Annotated in this window: 13 protein-coding genes and 1 tRNA gene; 3 read left to right on the forward strand and 11 right to left on the reverse strand. The window is 73.0% G+C overall.

Annotation, left to right across the window (positions count from 1 at the left end; translation table 11 throughout):
• Positions 1 to 117 precede the first annotated feature (117 nt).
• Positions 118 to 1,881 (forward strand): penicillin-binding transpeptidase domain-containing protein, encoded by a 1,764-nt coding sequence (locus ACZ52R_RS07950; protein ID WP_465616672.1) that lies wholly within the window; start codon positions 118 to 120, stop codon positions 1,879 to 1,881.
• 32 nt (positions 1,882 to 1,913) lie between these two features.
• Here ACZ52R_RS07950 and ACZ52R_RS07955 read toward each other — a convergent pair whose 3' ends face one another.
• The 4 genes from ACZ52R_RS07955 to ACZ52R_RS07970 form a co-directional block, all read right to left on the reverse strand.
• A complete protein-coding gene (locus ACZ52R_RS07955) occupies positions 1,914 to 3,128 on the reverse strand; it encodes a glycosyltransferase family 87 protein (RefSeq protein ID WP_465753108.1) in 1,215 nt (404 codons plus the stop codon).
• A 338-nt stretch (positions 3,129 to 3,466) separates the two neighbouring features.
• Positions 3,467 to 5,026, reverse strand: a complete 1,560-nt coding sequence (locus tag ACZ52R_RS07960; RefSeq protein ID WP_465616668.1) for an amino acid permease — start codon at positions 5,024 to 5,026, stop codon at positions 3,467 to 3,469.
• A gap of 179 nt (positions 5,027 to 5,205) precedes the next feature.
• A complete protein-coding gene (locus tag ACZ52R_RS07965) occupies positions 5,206 to 6,714 on the reverse strand; it encodes a penicillin-binding transpeptidase domain-containing protein (RefSeq protein WP_465753110.1) in 1,509 nt (502 codons plus the stop codon).
• Positions 6,714 to 8,102, reverse strand: coding sequence for an FtsW/RodA/SpoVE family cell cycle protein (locus ACZ52R_RS07970; RefSeq protein ID WP_465753112.1), 1,389 nt, complete (start codon positions 8,100 to 8,102; stop codon positions 6,714 to 6,716). The genes ACZ52R_RS07965 and ACZ52R_RS07970 overlap by 1 nt, the downstream gene beginning before the upstream one ends.
• A gap of 379 nt (positions 8,103 to 8,481) precedes the next feature.
• Between ACZ52R_RS07970 and ACZ52R_RS07975 the strand changes: the two genes are divergently transcribed.
• Together ACZ52R_RS07975 and ACZ52R_RS07980 are read left to right on the forward strand one after the other, a co-directional pair.
• Positions 8,482 to 9,813 carry a VWA domain-containing protein gene (locus ACZ52R_RS07975; RefSeq protein ID WP_396287947.1) on the forward strand — a complete coding sequence of 444 codons (1,332 nt, stop codon included), beginning with the start codon at positions 8,482 to 8,484 and terminating at the stop codon, positions 9,811 to 9,813.
• A gap of 2 nt (positions 9,814 to 9,815) precedes the next feature.
• Positions 9,816 to 10,679 (forward strand): peptidase, encoded by an 864-nt coding sequence (locus tag ACZ52R_RS07980; protein WP_465753114.1) that lies wholly within the window; start codon positions 9,816 to 9,818, stop codon positions 10,677 to 10,679.
• Between the two features lie 96 nt (positions 10,680 to 10,775).
• Here ACZ52R_RS07980 and ACZ52R_RS07985 read toward each other — a convergent pair whose 3' ends face one another.
• The 7 genes from ACZ52R_RS07985 to moaC all read right to left on the reverse strand — a co-directional run bounded on the left by ACZ52R_RS07985 (position 10,776) and on the right by moaC (position 16,909).
• Positions 10,776 to 12,395 (reverse strand): DUF2079 domain-containing protein, encoded by a 1,620-nt coding sequence (locus ACZ52R_RS07985; protein WP_465753116.1) that lies wholly within the window; start codon positions 12,393 to 12,395, stop codon positions 10,776 to 10,778.
• A gap of 57 nt (positions 12,396 to 12,452) precedes the next feature.
• Positions 12,453 to 13,655 carry a glycosyltransferase 87 family protein gene (locus tag ACZ52R_RS07990; RefSeq protein ID WP_465753118.1) on the reverse strand — a complete coding sequence of 401 codons (1,203 nt, stop codon included), beginning with the start codon at positions 13,653 to 13,655 and terminating at the stop codon, positions 12,453 to 12,455.
• 352 nt (positions 13,656 to 14,007) lie between these two features.
• Positions 14,008 to 14,081 (reverse strand) — tRNA-Ala (locus tag ACZ52R_RS07995).
• Positions 14,082 to 14,160: 79 nt separating this feature from the next.
• Positions 14,161 to 15,165 carry a divisome protein SepX/GlpR gene (sepX, locus tag ACZ52R_RS08000; protein WP_465616654.1) on the reverse strand — a complete coding sequence of 335 codons (1,005 nt, stop codon included), beginning with the start codon at positions 15,163 to 15,165 and terminating at the stop codon, positions 14,161 to 14,163.
• A 150-nt stretch (positions 15,166 to 15,315) separates the two neighbouring features.
• Positions 15,316 to 15,942: a GNAT family N-acetyltransferase gene (locus ACZ52R_RS08005; protein ID WP_360494809.1), complete on the reverse strand. Its 627-nt coding sequence runs from the start codon at positions 15,940 to 15,942 to the stop codon at positions 15,316 to 15,318.
• Positions 15,939 to 16,472 (reverse strand): MogA/MoaB family molybdenum cofactor biosynthesis protein, encoded by a 534-nt coding sequence (locus ACZ52R_RS08010; protein ID WP_465753120.1) that lies wholly within the window; start codon positions 16,470 to 16,472, stop codon positions 15,939 to 15,941. Before ACZ52R_RS08010 ends, ACZ52R_RS08005 begins: the two co-directional genes overlap by 4 nt.
• Positions 16,469 to 16,909 carry a cyclic pyranopterin monophosphate synthase MoaC gene (gene moaC, locus ACZ52R_RS08015; protein WP_360494812.1) on the reverse strand — a complete coding sequence of 147 codons (441 nt, stop codon included), beginning with the start codon at positions 16,907 to 16,909 and terminating at the stop codon, positions 16,469 to 16,471. The genes ACZ52R_RS08010 and moaC overlap by 4 nt, the downstream gene beginning before the upstream one ends.
• Between the last annotated feature and the right edge of the window lie 28 nt (positions 16,910 to 16,937).

Raw genomic sequence — 16,937 nt, forward strand, 5'->3', positions numbered from 1 at the left:
CACAAGTCCCGGGCGTTTCGTCGGCGCACCGATTCCGCCTGCCTAGGGTGGGGGCGTACCGCGTTTCCGGCCCCGGCCGGTTGCGCCCGGCCGCGAGACCCCTGGGGGACCTGCACCATGCGCAGTGGCGCGAAGATCGGCATCATCACCGGCGTGTCCATCGCCGTCCTCGCGGGCGGCGGCTACGGCGCGTACAGCCTGATGGGCTCGGACTCCGACTCCGGGGGCAAGAAGGCCCGTACGGTGGTCGCCGAACCGCCGTCGGCCGACCAGGCGGCGTCGGGCGCGAAGGACTTCCTGGCGGCCTGGGCGGCCGGCGACATCGCCAAGGCGGCCTCGCTGACCGACGACCCGGCCGCGGCCACCACCGCGCTGACCGCCTTCCGGGACCAGGTGAAGCCGAGCGCGCTGACGCTCGCCCCGACCGGTCCGACCACCCAGCAGGTCTTCGCCGCCGCCACCGGCACCCCCGCTCCGGCCAAGCCTTCCGCCGGGGCCTCCGCGACGCCGTCCGCGGCCGGCACCCCGGGCGCCGGCGACTCGCCGTCCGCCTCGGCCACGCCCGGGCCCACCGGCACGCTGATGAGCTTCAAGGCCCGTGCCGAGTTCGAGGGCACCAACCGGGCCTGGGACTACCAGGGCTTCCTGGGCGTCGTGAAGATGAGCGACAACACCCCGGCCGTGCACTGGGCGCCGTCGGTGATCCACCCCCACCTGTCCGGCAACGAGACCATCGCCGTCCAGCAGGTCTTCGCCCCGCCGTCCACCGTGGTGGACCGCAACGGCAAGCCGCTGCAGGGCGCCTCGCTCACCCCGGCGCTGATGAACAGCATCCAGGAGAACGCCCAGAAGCTGCTCCCGCCGGACCCGGCCAAGGACCAGGACTCGGGCAAGGCCGTGGTGATCAGCGACCCGGCCGGCAAGGGCGCCACCGACAAGCTGTTCACCATCGTCGAGCCGAAGCCCGGCAAGCCGTTCAAGGTGACCCTCGACAACACCGTCCAGGCCGCCGCCGAGAAGGCGATGACCGACCTGGGCGGCAAGCCCGCCTCCATCGTGGCGATCGAGCCGAGCACCGGTCAGGTGCTGGCCTTCGCCAACTCGCCCGCCAACGGCCAGAACCGGGCCTTCGCCGGGCTGCTCGCGCCGGGCTCGACGATGAAGATCGTCACCTCGGCGGCGTTGCTGGAGGCCGGGGTCAACCCGGACACCGTGGTGCCCTGCCCGGAGAAGAGCAGCAACTCGGTGGCGATCCCGAACGACTTCCCCGGCGCCTTCCCGAACAACACGCTCCAGCAGGACTTCATGGTGTCCTGCAACACGGCCTTCATCAACCAGGGCCTGACCAGCCTCAAGCCGGAGACGCTGTCCTCCACCGCCAAGGACGTGTTCGGCATCGGCCTGGAGTGGAAGACCGGCCTGCCGAACACCGACGGCAAGGTGCCGGCGACGCCGGGCAGCAAGGACGAGCAGGCCATGAACTACATCGGCCAGGGCAAGGTCCAGATGAACCCGCTGGCGATCGCCTCGATCACCGCGACCGTCCAGAGCGGGGCGTTCAAGCAGCCCATCCTGGTCGCCGGCCTGCCGCAGCAGGCGGCGGCCCGCCAGATCTCGCCTGACGTCGCCGCCAAGCTGCGCGCGATGATGAACGCCACCGCCATCGGCGGCACGGCCAAGGACGTGATGGCCGGGATCACCGACAACGCGGGCGCCAAGACCGGCTCCGCCGAGGTCCAGGGCGCGTCCACCACCAACAGCTGGTTCACCGCCTTCCGCGGCAACATCGCGGTGGCCGCCGAGGTCCAGGGCGGCGGCCACGGCGTCGACGCGGCGGGCCCGGCGGTGGCCTCCCTCCTGAAGGCCGCCGCCGGCCACTGACCCACGGCTGGTCCCCCGTACGGAGCCCGCTCTCAGCCTCGCGGCAGGGCGGGCTCCGGCACGTCCGGCACCCGGCCGGGTGGCGCCGGGCGCCGGCTGCTCCAGCGCCGGGCCGCCAGCCGGGGCCAGATCACCAGCACCACCGGCAGCGCCAGGTACCCGAACCGCCCGGCCGGGGCGAGCATGAAGGCGATCGCGAGCCCGGCGGCCAGCAGGTCGGCGGCGGCGATCGCGGAGACCGGCGGCCGGGCCAGCAGCCAGATCGCCACCGCGATCAGGGCCACGGTCATCAGGGCCAGCGAGATGGCGTGCCCGGTCGGCCCGAAGCCGGCCAGCACCTTGCCGGGCAGCGGGCTGCCCGCCGGGGTGCGGATCGCGGTCATCCCGAGCGGGAAGCGCACCACCTGCTCGCGCAGCGCGTCCGACTGGGTCAGGACGGACGGCAGGATCACGGCCACGCTCACCCCGACCCCGATCAGCGCGGTCCGGGCGGCGGGCCGGCGCCCGTACAGCCGCCAGAGCAGCAGGACGGCGACCGGCAGGGCGGGCCAGGCCGTCCACTTCAGGGTGCAGGCGAGGGCGAGCACCAGTCCGGCGCCGACGGTGCGGTCCCGCTCGGCGAGCGCCATGGCCAGGCAGCAGACGCCGATCAGCGGCAGGTCCACCCCGCCGACCGCCAGGGCGAGCGCTATCAGCGGCGAGGCGGTGAGGACGGCCAGCGGCAGCAGGGGCGCGCGCGGGGCGCCGCCGACGGGGCGGGCGGGCCGCAGCAGCCGCCAGGCGGCCAGCAGGCAGACGAAGAAGGTCAGCGCGAACCAGATCCGGGCGTCCCCGACGACCTTGGCGAAGGCGGTGGAGTCGCCGAGCAACTGGCGCGGAAGCCCGAACAGGGCCATCGCCGGCAGGTACGGGTTGTAGTCGGTGACCACCACCGGGTGGGGCAGGTAGGCGTCGCCGGTGGTGAGCAGCAGGTGGGCCGAGCGTTCGACCACCATGACCTCGGACTGGTGGCGGCCGTGCAGGGCGAGCAGTCCGAGCGGTACGAGGACGGCGCCGACGAGGGCGACGGCGGCGCCGGCGTGGGCCGCGAAGCGGCGCGGCAGGGTCAGGCAGAGCAGACCGGCCAGGAGGTAGGCGGGGGCCGCGATCAGGCCCCACAGCCGCTGGTTGGCCAGGTCGGAGACGAGCGGGAAGGCTCCGGCCCAGCCGGCCGCGATGAGGCAGCCGAGCAGTTGGACGGTCCGCATCGAGGCGAGCTTGGCGGGATTCAGTCGATCGGGCGTGGGCGGAAAGGTGCTCTCGCCACGCTGTCGGGGGAACGGCCGGACGGAGAAGCCTCTCGGTGGTCGTCCGGGTCTGGACGACGTCTCGGTCGCGATGGACTGGGCCGGCGTTCTGCGGCGGCCGGTGAAGCGGCCGCGCGGGCGGGAGAAGCCGGGCGTGCGGGTGCTCACCATGGTGGAAGGTTATGGGTGCGGGCCCGGCCCTGTCGCCATGGCGTCGGGCACTGGGCGGGTGATGGCACGAAAAGGGCCGCCGGATGTCGTACCGGTCGGCGGCCCTTCACGTCTGGTTCGTCTGCCGGTCAGCCGGCGGTGCGGTCCGCCGGGACGGCCTCCCGCTCTGCCTGCTCCAGCCGCGAGTGCTTGATGCTGTAGCCGAAGTAGACGACCACGGCGACGGCGAGGGCGATCCCCCCGGCCCGGAAGGTGTCGGCGTGCAGACCGGTGATCAGGTAGACGCAGAAGCCGACGCTGACCAGCGGGACGACCGGGTAGCCGGGCACCTTGAAGCCGCGCGGCAGGTCGGGCTGGGTGCGACGCAGCACGATCACGCCGATCGAGACCACCGAGAAGGCGATGAGCGTCCCGAGGCTGGTGATGTCGGCCAGGACGTTCAGCGGGACGAAGGCGGCCAGCGCGCCCACGCCGAGGCCCACCACGAGGGTGTTCCAGACCGGGGTGCCGGTGCGCGGGGAGAGCTCGGCGAAGCGCTTGGGCAGCATGCCGTCGCGGCCCATCGAGTACAGGATGCGGGTCTGGCCGTAGATCACCACGAGGGTGATGCTGAAGATCGAGAGGATCGCACCGACCGCGAAGACCATCGCGGGCCAGCTCTGGCCGGTGATGTCCTGGAGGATCTGGGCGAGGCCGGCCTCCTGGCCGTCGAACTTCTGCCAGGGCTGGGCGCCGATGCCGGCCAGGGCGACCAGGATGTAGAGCAGGGTCACCACCACCAGCGAGATGATGATCGCCATCGGCAGGGTGCGGCGCGGGTTCTTGACCTCCTCGCCGGCGGTGGACACGGCGTCCAGGCCGATGAAGGAGAAGAAGATGCTGGACGCGGCGACCTGCACGCCGCCGATGCCGAGCGGCATGAACGGGCTCAGGTTGCCGGAGTGGAAGCCGGTGAGCGCGATGCCGATGAACAGCAGCAGGATGAGGATCTTGATCCCGACCATGGCCGCGTTGACCTTCACCGACTCGCTGACGCCGCGGATCAGCAGGACGCAGACCATCGCGACCAGCAGCAGCGCGGGCAGGTTGAACCAGTGGGTGCCGTCCGGCGCACCGGACAGCTGCTCCGGGATCTTGAACCCGAAGGCCAGGTCGAGGAACTTGTTCAGGTACTCGGCCCAGCTGACCGCGATCGCGGAGGCCGAGACGCCGTACTCCATCAGCAGGCAGATGCCGACACCGAAGGCCACGCCCTCGCCGAGGGTGGCGTAGGCGTAGGAGTACGAGGAGCCGGAGACCGGGATCGCGGAGGCCATCTCGGCGTAGCAGAGCGCGGTGAGTCCGGCGGTGACCGCGGCGATCACGAAGGACAGGATGACGGCCGGGCCGGCCGAGGGCACCGCGGTGTTCAGCACGAAGAAGATGCCGGTGCCGATGGTGGCGCCGATGCCGATCGCGGACAGCTGCCAGAGGCCGATCGAGCGGCGCAGGTGGATGCCGGAGCGTCCACCCTCCTCGGGCGCGCCGGCCGGAAGGGCGTCGCGCCCTTCGCTCTCCGCGATCAGTGACGAGACGGGCTTGCGTCGCAGCAGACGCGCACCAATGGTGTTGCTGGCCAAAACCGCGGTCCTTCTGGGCAGGGGAGGGTGTCCTGGCGGCCGGCCACCCGGGACACCCGGGGGTGTCATCAGGGACCAACCGAACAAAGATGGGACAGTACCCGGCGAAAGCACCAGTGTCGCAAACGAACAGTCCGGATCAGCGCATTGTACGAAACGGAGCATATCGCTGTACAAACCGGACACTTCGCAAACGGCGCATCTGCCATCGGGCCGCTAAAGCAGCAGCTCAGCGGCACCGAGGGGGGTCAGCCGCCGAGCACCGCCCGCATCACCGAGCGGGCGATCGGCGCGGCCAGGGCGCCACCCGTGACATCCGTGGCGTCACTGTCCGCGACCACCACGGCCACCGCCACCGGCGGCACCGCGTCCGAGCCGGCCGGCTCGGCCCAGGAGATGAACCAGGCGTACGGCGTCTCGCTGTTGTCCACCCCGTGCTGGGCCGTCCCGGTCTTGCCGCCGACCACCGCCCCGCCGATCCGGGCGTTGCCCCCGGTCCCGTTCTCCACCACGTCGGTCATCAGCCTGCGCACCTGCGCGGCCACCGCCGGCGTCATCGCCTGCCGGTACGTCGCGGGCTTCATCAGCTGCACCGCGGTGCCGTCGCTCTTCGTCAGCTTGTCCACAAGCTGTGGACGCATGACCGTCCCGTCGTTGGCGACCCCGGCCGCGACCATCGCCATCACCAGCGGGGTGGCCGCCGTGTCGAACTGGCCGATCGAGGAGAGCGCCAGCTGCGACTCGTCCATCCTGGTGTCGACGTTCGACCGGGCCGCGCGCACCGGGATGTCCAGCTTCGCGTCGTTGAAGCCGAAGTTCCCGGCCATCGCCACCATCCGGTCCAGGCCGGTGCGCACCCCGAGGTAGCCGAGCACGCTGTTGCAGCTGGCGGTCATCGCGGCGTCCAGCGACAGTCCGGGCCGGTCGCAGGCCGGGGTGTCGTTGACCAGCGGCGTGGTCGTCCCGGGCAGCACGTACGGGAAGGGCGCCCCGGTCGGCGCGTCGATGTCGGTGACCACGCCGTTCGCGAGCGCGGCCGCGGCGGTGACCACCTTGAAGGTCGAGCCCGGTGGGTAGGTCTGGCGCAGCGCCCGGTTGAGCATCGGCTGGTCGGTGTCGGCCTGCAGCCGGTTCCAGGCCTCCTGGTCGGCGGCGGCGGAGCCGGCGAAGGCGCCGGGGTCGTAGGAGGGCGTGCTGGCGAGCGCCAGGATCCGCCCGGTCGCGGGCTCGATCGCGGCGACCGCGCCCTTCTGCGCGCCGAGCCCGCGCACCGCAGCTTCCTGGGCCGCCCGGTTCAGCGTGGTGTACACGTCCCCGCCGGGGTTCTGCCTGCGGGCGACGGCGTCCCAGATCGCCCAGCCGGCCAGCCGGCCGTCGGTGCCGGTCAGCAGGTCGTCCTCGGTCCCCTCCAGCTGGGTGTTGCCGTACGCCTGCGAGGCGAAGCCGGTGACGGCCGCGTAGGTCGGGCCGTCGGTGTAGCTGCGCTTGTACGCGTACCGGCCGCCGGTGGGCTCGGAGCCGGTCACCCGCTCCGAGCCGACGAGGATGTCGCCGCGCGGCTGGGCGTACCGCTCGACGGTGAGCCGCTGGTTGGCGCTGTTGTGGTCGAGGTCGTCGGCCTGGAACACCTGCACCCGGGTGGCCTGGACGCACAGCGCCGCGACCAGCAGCAGGCAGAAGGTGCCCGCGCGGCGCCCGGTGACCGAGATGCCGGGCAGTCCCTGCGGTCCGTTGCCCCTCGGCCGTCGGCGCGCCATCAGACCTCCTCATGGGGCGCGGGGCCCTGAGTGGTGTCACTCATGAGGGACCGATGAGCGACATCGCTCATGCGGGACCGCCGAGCGGTGTCACTCATGCGCACCAGCAGCGCGACGATGATCCAGTTGGTGACCACCGAGGAGCCGCCCTGGGCGATGAACGGCATGGTCATCCCGGTCAGCGGGATCAGCGCCAGCACCCCGCCCGCGACCACGAACACCTGCAGCCCGACGATCGAGGCCAGGCCGATCGCCAGCAGCCGCCCGAACGGGTCGCGCAGCGCGATGCCGGTCCGGAAGCCCCGGGAGATCAGCACCGCGTACAGCAGGAACACCGCGATCAGCCCGGTCAGGCCGAGTTCCTCGCCGATGGTGGCGAGGATGAAGTCCGACTTGGCGGCGAAGCCGATCAGCACCGAGTGCCCGTTGCCCAGCCCGGTGCCGAGCTCGCCGCCCCAGGCGAAGGCGAACAGCGACTGGGCGATCTGGTTGGCGCCCCGGCCCGCCGCGATCGAGCCCAGCGGGTCCAGCCAGTCCGCGACCCGGCTGTGCACGTGCGGCGAGAGCCGGCCCACCGTCACCGCCCCGACCGCGGCCAGGCCGAGCCCGATCGCGATCCAGCCGGTGCGCGCGGTGGCCACGTAGAGCATCACCACGAACAGGCCGAAGAACAGCAGTGAGGTCCCGAGGTCGGTCTCCAGCACCAGCACGCCGACGAAGGCCGCCCAGATCAGCAGGACCGGCCCGATCACCCGCCCGCGCGGCAGCTGCCGGCGCCGGACCCGGCGGCCGGTCAGCGCCAGCGCGTCCCGGTGCACGGCCAGGTAGGCGGCGAAGAAGACCGCCAGCAGGATCTTGGCGAACTCCCCCGGCTGGAAGGAGAGCGGCCCGATCACGATCCAGATCCGGGAGCCGTACACCGGCGGGAAGAAGATCGGCAGCACCAGCAGGACCAACGCCCCCAGGGCCCCGATGTACGCGTAGCGCTGCAGCCGCCGGTGGTCGCGCACCAGCAGCACCACCGCGATGAACAGCGCCACCCCCAGGGCGGACCAGAGCAGCTGGGTGGAGGCGGCGGCGCGGCCCGGGGCGGCCCGGTCGAGCCGGTAGATCACCACCAGGCCGATCCCGTTCAGCAGCACCGCGATCGGCAGCAGCAGCGGGTCCGCGTACCGGGCCCGCCACCGGACGACGGCGTGCGCCGCGAGCGCGAGCACGCCGAGCGCGGCGCCGTACTCGGCCGCGTCGGCCGGCGCCGTGCCGTCCAGGTTGACGCCGACCTCGACGTAGCCGAACACGGCGGTCAGGACGGCGACGAGCACCAGGACGAGCTCGGTGGTGCGCCTGGTCGGCACCGGCCGGCTCGGCCGGGCGGCGGATCTCGTCACGGCGGAGGGTGTCGCCACGGACCGTCCTGGGGGTCGCGGGGTGCCCGGTGCCGCCGTCCGGGGGATGCCGATCGGGGCGGCTGTCAGGCGGGGAGGGTCAGCCGGCGGCGGCGTTGCGAGGCGACGGCGCCGGCACCCCTGGTTCGTCACCCTAACGAGCACTATCCGTGTGGATGGACTGTTACCTGCGGTGTGTCCGTTTTTGCCGGACCCGCCGGGGTGCCCACCCCAGCCGCCGCCCGGCCGCCGCCCGGCCGGTTCCGGGCCGCGCCGGCGTGCGGATTCCTCGTCCGCGCGCCGGAGTTCACGCCGGATCGGACCGACGTACGGTCCGGACTCGTTTCGCCATGGCGAACTGATGATCCCTAGGATCGGCCGGGTGACTACCGGACGACGACCACAGACCAGGCTCGGCAGCCTGCTGGCCGCCCTGGCGATAACGGGCGCCTCGCTGCTCCTCGGCCTGCCCGCCCACGCCGACGAACCATCAGCCGGCGCCGCTCCCGCACCGAAGGAGGCCCCCCGGGTCGACCTCGTCCTGGACGTCAGCGGCTCCATGACCGCCACCGACATCCAGGGCAAGAGCCGCATCTCGGTGGCCCAGCAGTCGCTGAACGAGGTGATCGACGCGCTGCCCGCGGAGACCGAGTTCGGCATCCGCACGCTGGGCGCCAACTACCCCGGCAACGACAAGAACCTCGGCTGCCAGGACACCAAGCAGCTGTTCCCGGTCGGCAAGACCGACAAGGTCGAGGCCAAGACCGCGGTCGCCACCCTGCGGCCCACCGGTTTCACCCCGATCGGGCTGGCCCTGCGCGGCGCCGCCCAGGACCTCGGCAAGGGCGAGACCACCCGCCGCGTGGTGCTGATCACCGACGGCGAGGACACCTGCACCCCGCCCGACCCCTGCGACGTCGCCCGTGAACTCGCCTCCCAGGGCATCCACCTGGTGGTCGACACCCTCGGCCTGGCCCACGACGACAAGACCCGCCAGCAGCTACTCTGCATCGCCAACGCGACCGGCGGCTCCTACACCGACGTCCGCACCCCGCAGCAGCTCACCGACAAGGTGAAGCAGCTGGTCGACCGCTCCAACGACACCTACACGGTGGCCCCGGTCAAGACCTCCGGCACCGACAAGTGCGAGAGCGCCCCGGTGCTCGCCCCGGGTGTCTACACCGACCGCGAGAAGTTCTCCGAGCACCGCGTCTACAAGGTCCCGGTCAAGGCCGGCCAGGAGCTGCGCGCCTCCGTCAGCGTCGCACTGGACCGCCCGGTGGCCCGGGACTACGGCGTCCTGCTGCAGGCCACCAGCGCGACCGGCCAGGAACTGGTCCGCGGCACCGACGCCGGCAGCAGCCGCACCGACGTGATCTCCACCGGCCTGCGCTGGTCCACCGACGACTCCAAGGGCTACGTCACCGCGAGCCCGACCTCCTCGTCGAAGGAGTCGAAGGAGAAGCCGGCGACCAGCGTCTGCCTGGTCGTCAGCAACTCGCTGGCCCCGCAGGCCGGCGTACAGGCCGACCCCGGCCTGCCGCTGGAGCTGACCGTCGACCTGGCCTCCTCCTCGCCCGCCCCCGAGGGCGCCGCGATGGGCCTCGGCCGCGGCTGGATCCTGCTGCTCACCCTCACCCTGGCGGGCCTGGTCTTCGGTCTGCTGTTCGGCTGGATCGCACGGTGGCGGATCGCCGTCTGGCGGGAGAACTGACCATGCGTACGACGACTCGCGGCGCCCTCGCCGCCCTCGCCCTGCTGCCCGCCCTCGCCATGGGCGCGCCGGCCGCCACGGCCGCGCCGTCCCCCTCGGCCAGCGCGAGCGGCACCCCGGCCCCGGCCACCAAGGCCGGCACCTCCTTCCTGACCGCGGTCAACCTCTCCCCCGGCCAGGACGCCAACGTCGCCGCCTCCACCGGCGACTACCTGTACTGGGCGTTCGGCGCCTCCGAGGGTCAGACCCCGACGGTCAAGCTGTCCGTCAATCTGGCCCCCGCGACCGACCGGCACGGCCCGCAGACCTGGTCCGTCGAGGTCTTCGACGGCCTGCGCCGCCGCCAGGCCTGCACCGCGGGCACCCAGAACGCCACCGCCGACCAGGCTGCCACCACGGTGGCCCTCGACTGCGCCCTGCGCGAGGTCCGCACCTGGGCCGAGCCGTGGTCCGGCGACCCGCTGCCCGGCACCTACTACGTGCGGCTGTCGGTCACCGACGTCCCGCAGCCGGACCTCGGCCTGGCCGCCTCCGTCCAGCTGCACGTCGCCGCCAAGGGCGACTCCGACAACGCCCAGCCGGAGGGCGGGGAGCTGAAGGCCCCGCTGGTCCCGCCGGTCGGCGGCGGCGCGAGCACCGCCAGGGCCGCCGCCCCGGTGGCGGAGGAGGAGCACTGGTACACCGGCTGGTTCTCCGGTTGGAACAGCCGCTGGTACTGGACGATCGGCGGCGGCTTCCTGGCCGCGCTGGCGGGCGTCCTCGGCTACAACCTGACCCGGCACCCGCACGGCCGGCGGCCCGGCCGCTACGGCGCCGTCCCGCCCCAGGGCTCGCAGCAGAGCGGTTCCTACGCCGACCGCCCCTGACCCGCGCCCCAACACGATCCGAGGGCCGGCCGGAGAGTTCTCCGACCGGCCCTCGGCCGTGTCCGGTGTCAGCCCGGAGGCCGGCCCGGGAAGAGGTCAGCCCCGGAAGAGGTCGTGCCCCACGTCGGACGGGACCATGTCCTGGACCGGCTTGCTGCCCGGGCCGGGCACGTGCTCGCCGGGCACGGGCTCGCCGCTCTCCCGGTGCAGCAGCACCACGCCGTCCTCGGCCCAGAGCTGCCGGTACCCGTGCTCCAGCAGCAGCCGGATCCGCTGGGCCTGCTCGGTGTCCGTGGCGAACGGGAAGGAGCGCTTGTTCGACCGGGTGAGCACGTACTCGCGCCCGCGCGGCGTGCCGTCCACCAGCACCACGTCCGTCCGGGCGGTCAGCCGCGGCGCGATCTGGTTGTCCGCCTCCACCGAGGCCCCGTCCGGGATCAGCGCGGCCGCCCGCACCAGCGCCGCCTCGCTCGGCTTGGCCTCCCAGGATGCCGGTACGGCCAGCTGCAGCAGCCCGATCGGTACGGCGGCCACCAGCGCGATGCCGGCCGTGCCGAGGCCGAGCCGCCGCGCCCGCCGGACGGTCCGCGCGGGCTGCTCGGCGCTGCTCAGCCGGCCGAGCACCTCGACGGCGGCGGTGAGCAGGATCGGCCAGAGCAGCGAGTCGTAGTGCCGGGCGATCGACCAGTGGTTGGGGTTGCTGGACAGGATCCGCTCGGCCAGCAACGGCACCGCGCACAGCACGGTGGCCGAGCGCAGCGGCAGCAGGAGCGTCGTCCCGAACAGCCAGAGCAGCAGCAGCGGCTTGAGCGGCTGGTCGAAGGCCGTCTGCACCAGCAGGAACGGGTTGTGCAGCAGGTGGCGCAGCGCGTCCCCGCCGTCCGCGCCGAGCGCCGTGTAGTTCCAGTAGTAGCCGGGCTCCCCGCCCATCGCCGGGATCAGCCACGTGATCGCGGCGGCCGAGGCGACCGGCCCGCCCAGCAGCAGCCCGAGGCCGGTGAAGCGGCCCGCCCGGTCCCCGGTACGGCGGGTGCGCAGCAGCAGCACCAGCCCGTACGCGCCGACCATCAGGCCGAGGTCCTCCTTGGTGCAGCACAGCAGTACGGCGGCGAGCACCACCGGGCCGTACCGGCGGGCCAGGCCGCGCTCCAGCATCAGCAGGGTCAGCGGCACGGCGAAGGCGACCTCGTGGAACCCGACCCGGGCGGCGACCAGCAGCGACCAGCCGAGCGCGTAGGCCAGGCCGGCCAGGTCGGCGGCCCGCCGGGCGGTGCGCGGCTGGGCGGCGGCGAAGGCGTGCGCGGTGATCCGCCGGATCAGCGGCACCCCGGCGGCGAAGAGCAGCGACTGGCCGATGATCAGCGAGCGCGAGTCGTCCCAGATCCAGTAGAGCGGCGCGAGCAGTGCCAGGACCGGCGAGAAGTGGTCGCCCAGCAGCGAGAAGCCGGGCGGGAACTCGTGGTGGTAGCTCTTCAGCGAGGAGACGGGCAGCCCGAAGTGGGCGTAGCCGCGCACGCCCTGGTCGAAGATGCCGAGGTCGAAGCCGCCGAGCGACACCGACGTCCAGCCCTGCAGGCCGATGGCGCACATCACCGCGAAGCAGAGCGCGGTGAGCAGCGCGGTGCGCCGGGCCGGGCCGAGCAGGAGGGCCGCGGCCGCGTTCCGGGCGGCCGGCGCGGCGGCGGGCGGCGACGGGGGTGCGGTCTGGGTGGTCACGTCAGGTCTGTCCGTCCGGTGTGGGGTCCGTCGGTCCGGTTCGTCGGGTCCGGTCCGTCAGGTCCGGTTCGTCAGCGCGGGATCGCGGTCCGGCTTGGCGGTCAGGAGCGCCCAGGCCCCGGCGCCGGTCCCGTCCACGGCCTGCCGCCGGGCGCGGTACACCCGCACGCCCAGGACGACCAGGACGGCGATCCCGATCGGCGGGTAGATCGCGCCGGGCAGCTGCCAGTACCAGTCGACTCCGCGGCCCCACCGGTGCGGCACCGTCCACATGACGTGGGAGAGGAACACCAGCAGGGTCACGCCGAGCAGGACCTGGCGCGCCCTGGTCCGGGCCTCGACCACCAGCAGGGCGATCAGCGGCACGCACCAGACCCAGTGGTGGGTCCAGCTGATCGGCGAGACCAGCAGCGCGGTGAACGCGGCGCAGACCCCGCCCCAGGCGTCGGCCCGGCGCAGCACCCGCGCCGAGCGCCCGGCCAGCACCGCCACCCCGAGCCCGAAGGCGCCGACCAGCGCGGAGGCGGCCAGTCCGACCAGGCCCGGGTCGTTGACGTCGAGCAGCCGGCAGACGGCGCCGCGCAGCGACTGGTTGTCCACCAGGACGGTCACGCCGACCCGGCTCGGGTCCCACAGGTACCTGGTCCAGAACCCGTACGAGGCGTCGGGCAGCAGGGCCCAGCCGATCAGGCCCGCCGCCAGGAACGTCCCGGCCGAGACCAGCGCGGCCCGGACCCGGCCGGTCAGGAACAGGTAGACCGCGAACAGGCCCGGGGTGATCTTGATGGCGGTGGCCAGGCCGATGCCCACGCCCTTGAACCGGTTGCGGTCCGGGCGGGTCAGGTCCCACAGCACCAGGCAGAGGATGCCGAGGTTGACCTGGCCGTACTGGAAGGTGGTGAAGACCGGCTCCAGCCAGATGCCCAGGCCGGTCGCCAGGATCACCACGGCGGGGCGGTGCTGCTTAGGCCACCCGGCCAGCTTGAGCGACAGGTGTACGGCCACGGCGAGCAGCACGTAGTTGAGGAGCATCACCAGGATGCGCAGGGTGCTCACGTCGAACCAGGTGCTCGGCACGAAGAGCATCGCGGCGAACGGCGGGTAGGTGGCCGGCAGGTCCCAGCCGGGCAGCCGCATCGCGTAGAGGTCCTCGCCGCGGACGACGGCCTGGCCCTCGGCCCGGTAGACCAGCATGTCGACCATGGTGGCCGCGTGGGCGTGCCGGAAGAAGGTGAACACCGCCAGTGACACCGCTGCCACGCAGGTCGCCGCGAGGGTCCAGGAATTCGATCTTCCGGTTGCCGGGGTGCCGCCGGATTCGTCCGGGCCGGACCGTCGCACCCACCGTGTCAGACCGAACTCGCGCACCGCGATGGCACCCCGTTGAGATAGACCAGATCGTTCCGTCGTCAGCGTCTGGGCCCACCCACCATAACCGACCCCCCTGAGGCCCAAACCGCGTCAGAAACCGCCCCCGGAGGGCGTTGTGATCCCGACCACGGCGAGTCTCCGGGTCGGCTCGGACTCGGTTCGGCGCCACAAAACACGAAATCCCGCCGGGAGTTGCCTCCCGGCGGGATTTCGGTGGACCGGCCGGAGCCGATCCGTTGGGTGGAGCTGAGGGGATTCGAACCCCTGACCCCCTCGATGCGAACGAGGTGCGCTACCGGACTGCGCCACAGCCCCAACGAGAAGAAACTCTAGCACCTTTCGGAGGGGGTCCGTGACCACCCCCCGGAGCGGTGCCGATCGGGGGGCGGACCGGTCATTCGTTGGCCGCGCGGGGGCGGGCCTCGGGGGCCTGCGGCTCGGCGTACTGGTCGAAGAGCGGGGTGGTGCGGGATTCGGCGGGACGGCCCGCGGTCCAGGTGCCGGGCGCCGACAGGTCGAGGCCGCGGGAGACCCGGGGGGCGACCGGCGCGGTGACGTACGTCGGCAGCGGGACGGGCACCGGCTCCCAGGAGTCCGGGCCGGCCGCGCCGCGCTCACGCATGCCGTCGACCCACTCCTCGTGCTCGGTCGCCTCGGCCACCGCCGAGGCGGAGGGCACCACGACGGTGGCCTCCTCCGGGTCGGCGGCCAGCCGCAGGTGCGGGCGGCCGGCGGTCCGCGCCCGGGCGCGCGCGGGCGGAGCCGGCTCCGCCTCGGCGGGCGCCTCGGCCGGGGCCGCGTCGGCCGCCTCGGCCGAGGCGCGCTGCTGCTCGCGCTTGCGCAGCCGCTCGGCCGCCTGGGCGGCCCGGACGCGGTCGAGCTTCACCTCGTACCGCTGGCGCTCCAGCTTGCGCAGGTGGCCGATGTACAGGGTGAGGAGGGCCGCCGGGACGGCCGGGACCCAGAGGAAGGCCAGTCCGGCCACCGCCGCGACCACCGCGCCGAGCGCGAAGGAGAGGAAGAGGGCGGTGACCATCCGGCGCCGGCGGGCCAGCAGCCGCGCCCGGCCTTCGACCCCGACCTGCGGCGCCGGGGCGGGCCGTTCGGCCGGGCGCTGCGCCGGGGGTTCGGGCTCCCGCGCCGCGGGGTCGCCGGAGGCGGCCTCGTCCCGTTCGGGAGGGCCGTCGTTGCTGTGCTCGTCGTCACGCGGTTCGTCGCCCAGGGCCCGGGCTGCCCGCCGTTCCAGCGCCGAACGCCCGGCCAGCAGGCGGATGGCGGTGCTGAAGCGTTCCGTCGGGCGCGCCTCGTTGAGTTCGTCCTGCCTGCGGAGCCACATCGGCACCAGATAGGCGGCCCAGGCCCCTACGATGACGGCGTAGATAAGGCCGCTACTGCTCACGATTCACACCGTACGGGCGCCGGGGAAGGCCTGGCAGCAATTTGACGCGGCGTGTCGTGTGATCAAGCTGATTCTCCGACTATTTTGCCGGTATTTGTGACGGTCCGCCACCGGGCCGATGCCATATCGATATTTCTTTCGAACATATATTCAATTACTCGGTTCTCGCCCGGAACTGAGCGCCCGCCAGCGTTCGAGCATCCCCTCCGGAACCTCCTCGTCGGTCAGCGCGTAGACGAGGTGGTCGCGCCAATCGCCGTCGATGTGGAGATAGCGCGGGCGGATTCCCTCCGAGCGGAAGCCGAGCTTTTCCACCACGCGCCGGCTCGGGACGTTCTCCGGGCGGATGCAGACCTCGATCCGGTGCAGTCCGAGCGTGCGGAAGCAGTAGTTCACCGAAAGCGCCACGGCGGTCGGGATGATGCCCCGGCCGGCCACCGCCTCGTCGACCCAGTACCCGATGTTCGCCGAGCACATCGAGCCCCAGGTGATCCCGCCGACCGTCAACTGGCCCACCAGCTGGCCCTTGTAGAGCACGACGAAGGGCAGCATCCGGCCGGCCGAGGCCTCGCCGCGCAGGAAGCGGACCATCTGCCGGTACGTCGGGCGGGGCCCGGCGGCCTGGCCGGGCGGACCGGGCGGCACGGTGGCCTCCCACCGGCGCAGCCAGTCCCGGTTGCGGCGGCTCACTTCCTGCCAGTCGCGCTGGTCGCGGGCCCGGATCGGGCGCAGCGAGACCTCCCCCTCGTGGAGTTCTACCGGCCAGCCGGCGTTCAGTGCCCTCTCCTGGATGCTGGAGCCCCGGGTGCCGGGGCGTCGGACCGGGGGTGGTCCCCGCCGCCGAGCTGGTCGACGGCGTGGGCGAGCAGCGGCCCCAGGACGGCGAGGCCGTCCTTGACGCCGCCGGTCGAGCCCGGCAGGTTGACGATCAGGGTACGTCCGGCGAGGCCGGCGAGCCCGCGGGAGAGCGCCGAGGTGGGCACCTTCTCCCGGCCGTACGCGCGGATGGCCTCGGCGATGCCGGGGACCTGCCGGTCGATCACCCGGGCGGTCATCTCGGGGGTGAGGTCCATCGGGGAGATGCCGGTGCCGCCGGTGGTCAGCACGACGTCGTAGCCGGCCGCGACGGCCTCGCGCAGCACGGCCTCCACCGGCTCGCCGTCCGGGACGACCCGGGGGCCGTCGGCGGTGAAGCCCATCGCGGTCAGGCCGGCCACCAGCAGCGGGCCGCCCTTGTCCTCGTAGACCCCGGCCGAGGCCCGGTTGGACACCGTGACGGCCAGCGCCTTCCCGGCGTGCGCCGTCACGCGTCCACCTCCGGGGCGAACCAGTCGCCGCTCTTGCCGCCGGTCTTGCTGAGCACCCGGACGGACTCGATGGCGGCGCCCTTGTCCACGGCCTTGACCATGTCGATCACGGTCAGCCCGGCCACCGCGACGGCGGTCAGCGCCTCCATCTCGACGCCGGTGCGGTCGGCGGTCCTCACGGTGGCGGTGATCTCCACCGCGTCGTCCGCGACGGCGAGGTCGACCTTGACGCCGGAGACGGCGATCGGGTGGCAGAGCGGGACCAGGTCCGGGGTCTTCTTGGCGCCCATGATCCCGGCGATCCGGGCCACCGCGAGGGCGTCGCCCTTGGGCACGCCCTCGCCGCGCAGCAGCTCGACCACCTTCGCGGAGACCCTCACCCGCCCGGCGGCGACGGCGGTGCGCGCGGTGGTGGCCTTCTCGGAGACGTCGACCATCCGGGCCGCGCCCTGGTCGTCGACGTGG

This window comes from Kitasatospora sp. NPDC034023 (assembly GCF_055575795.1).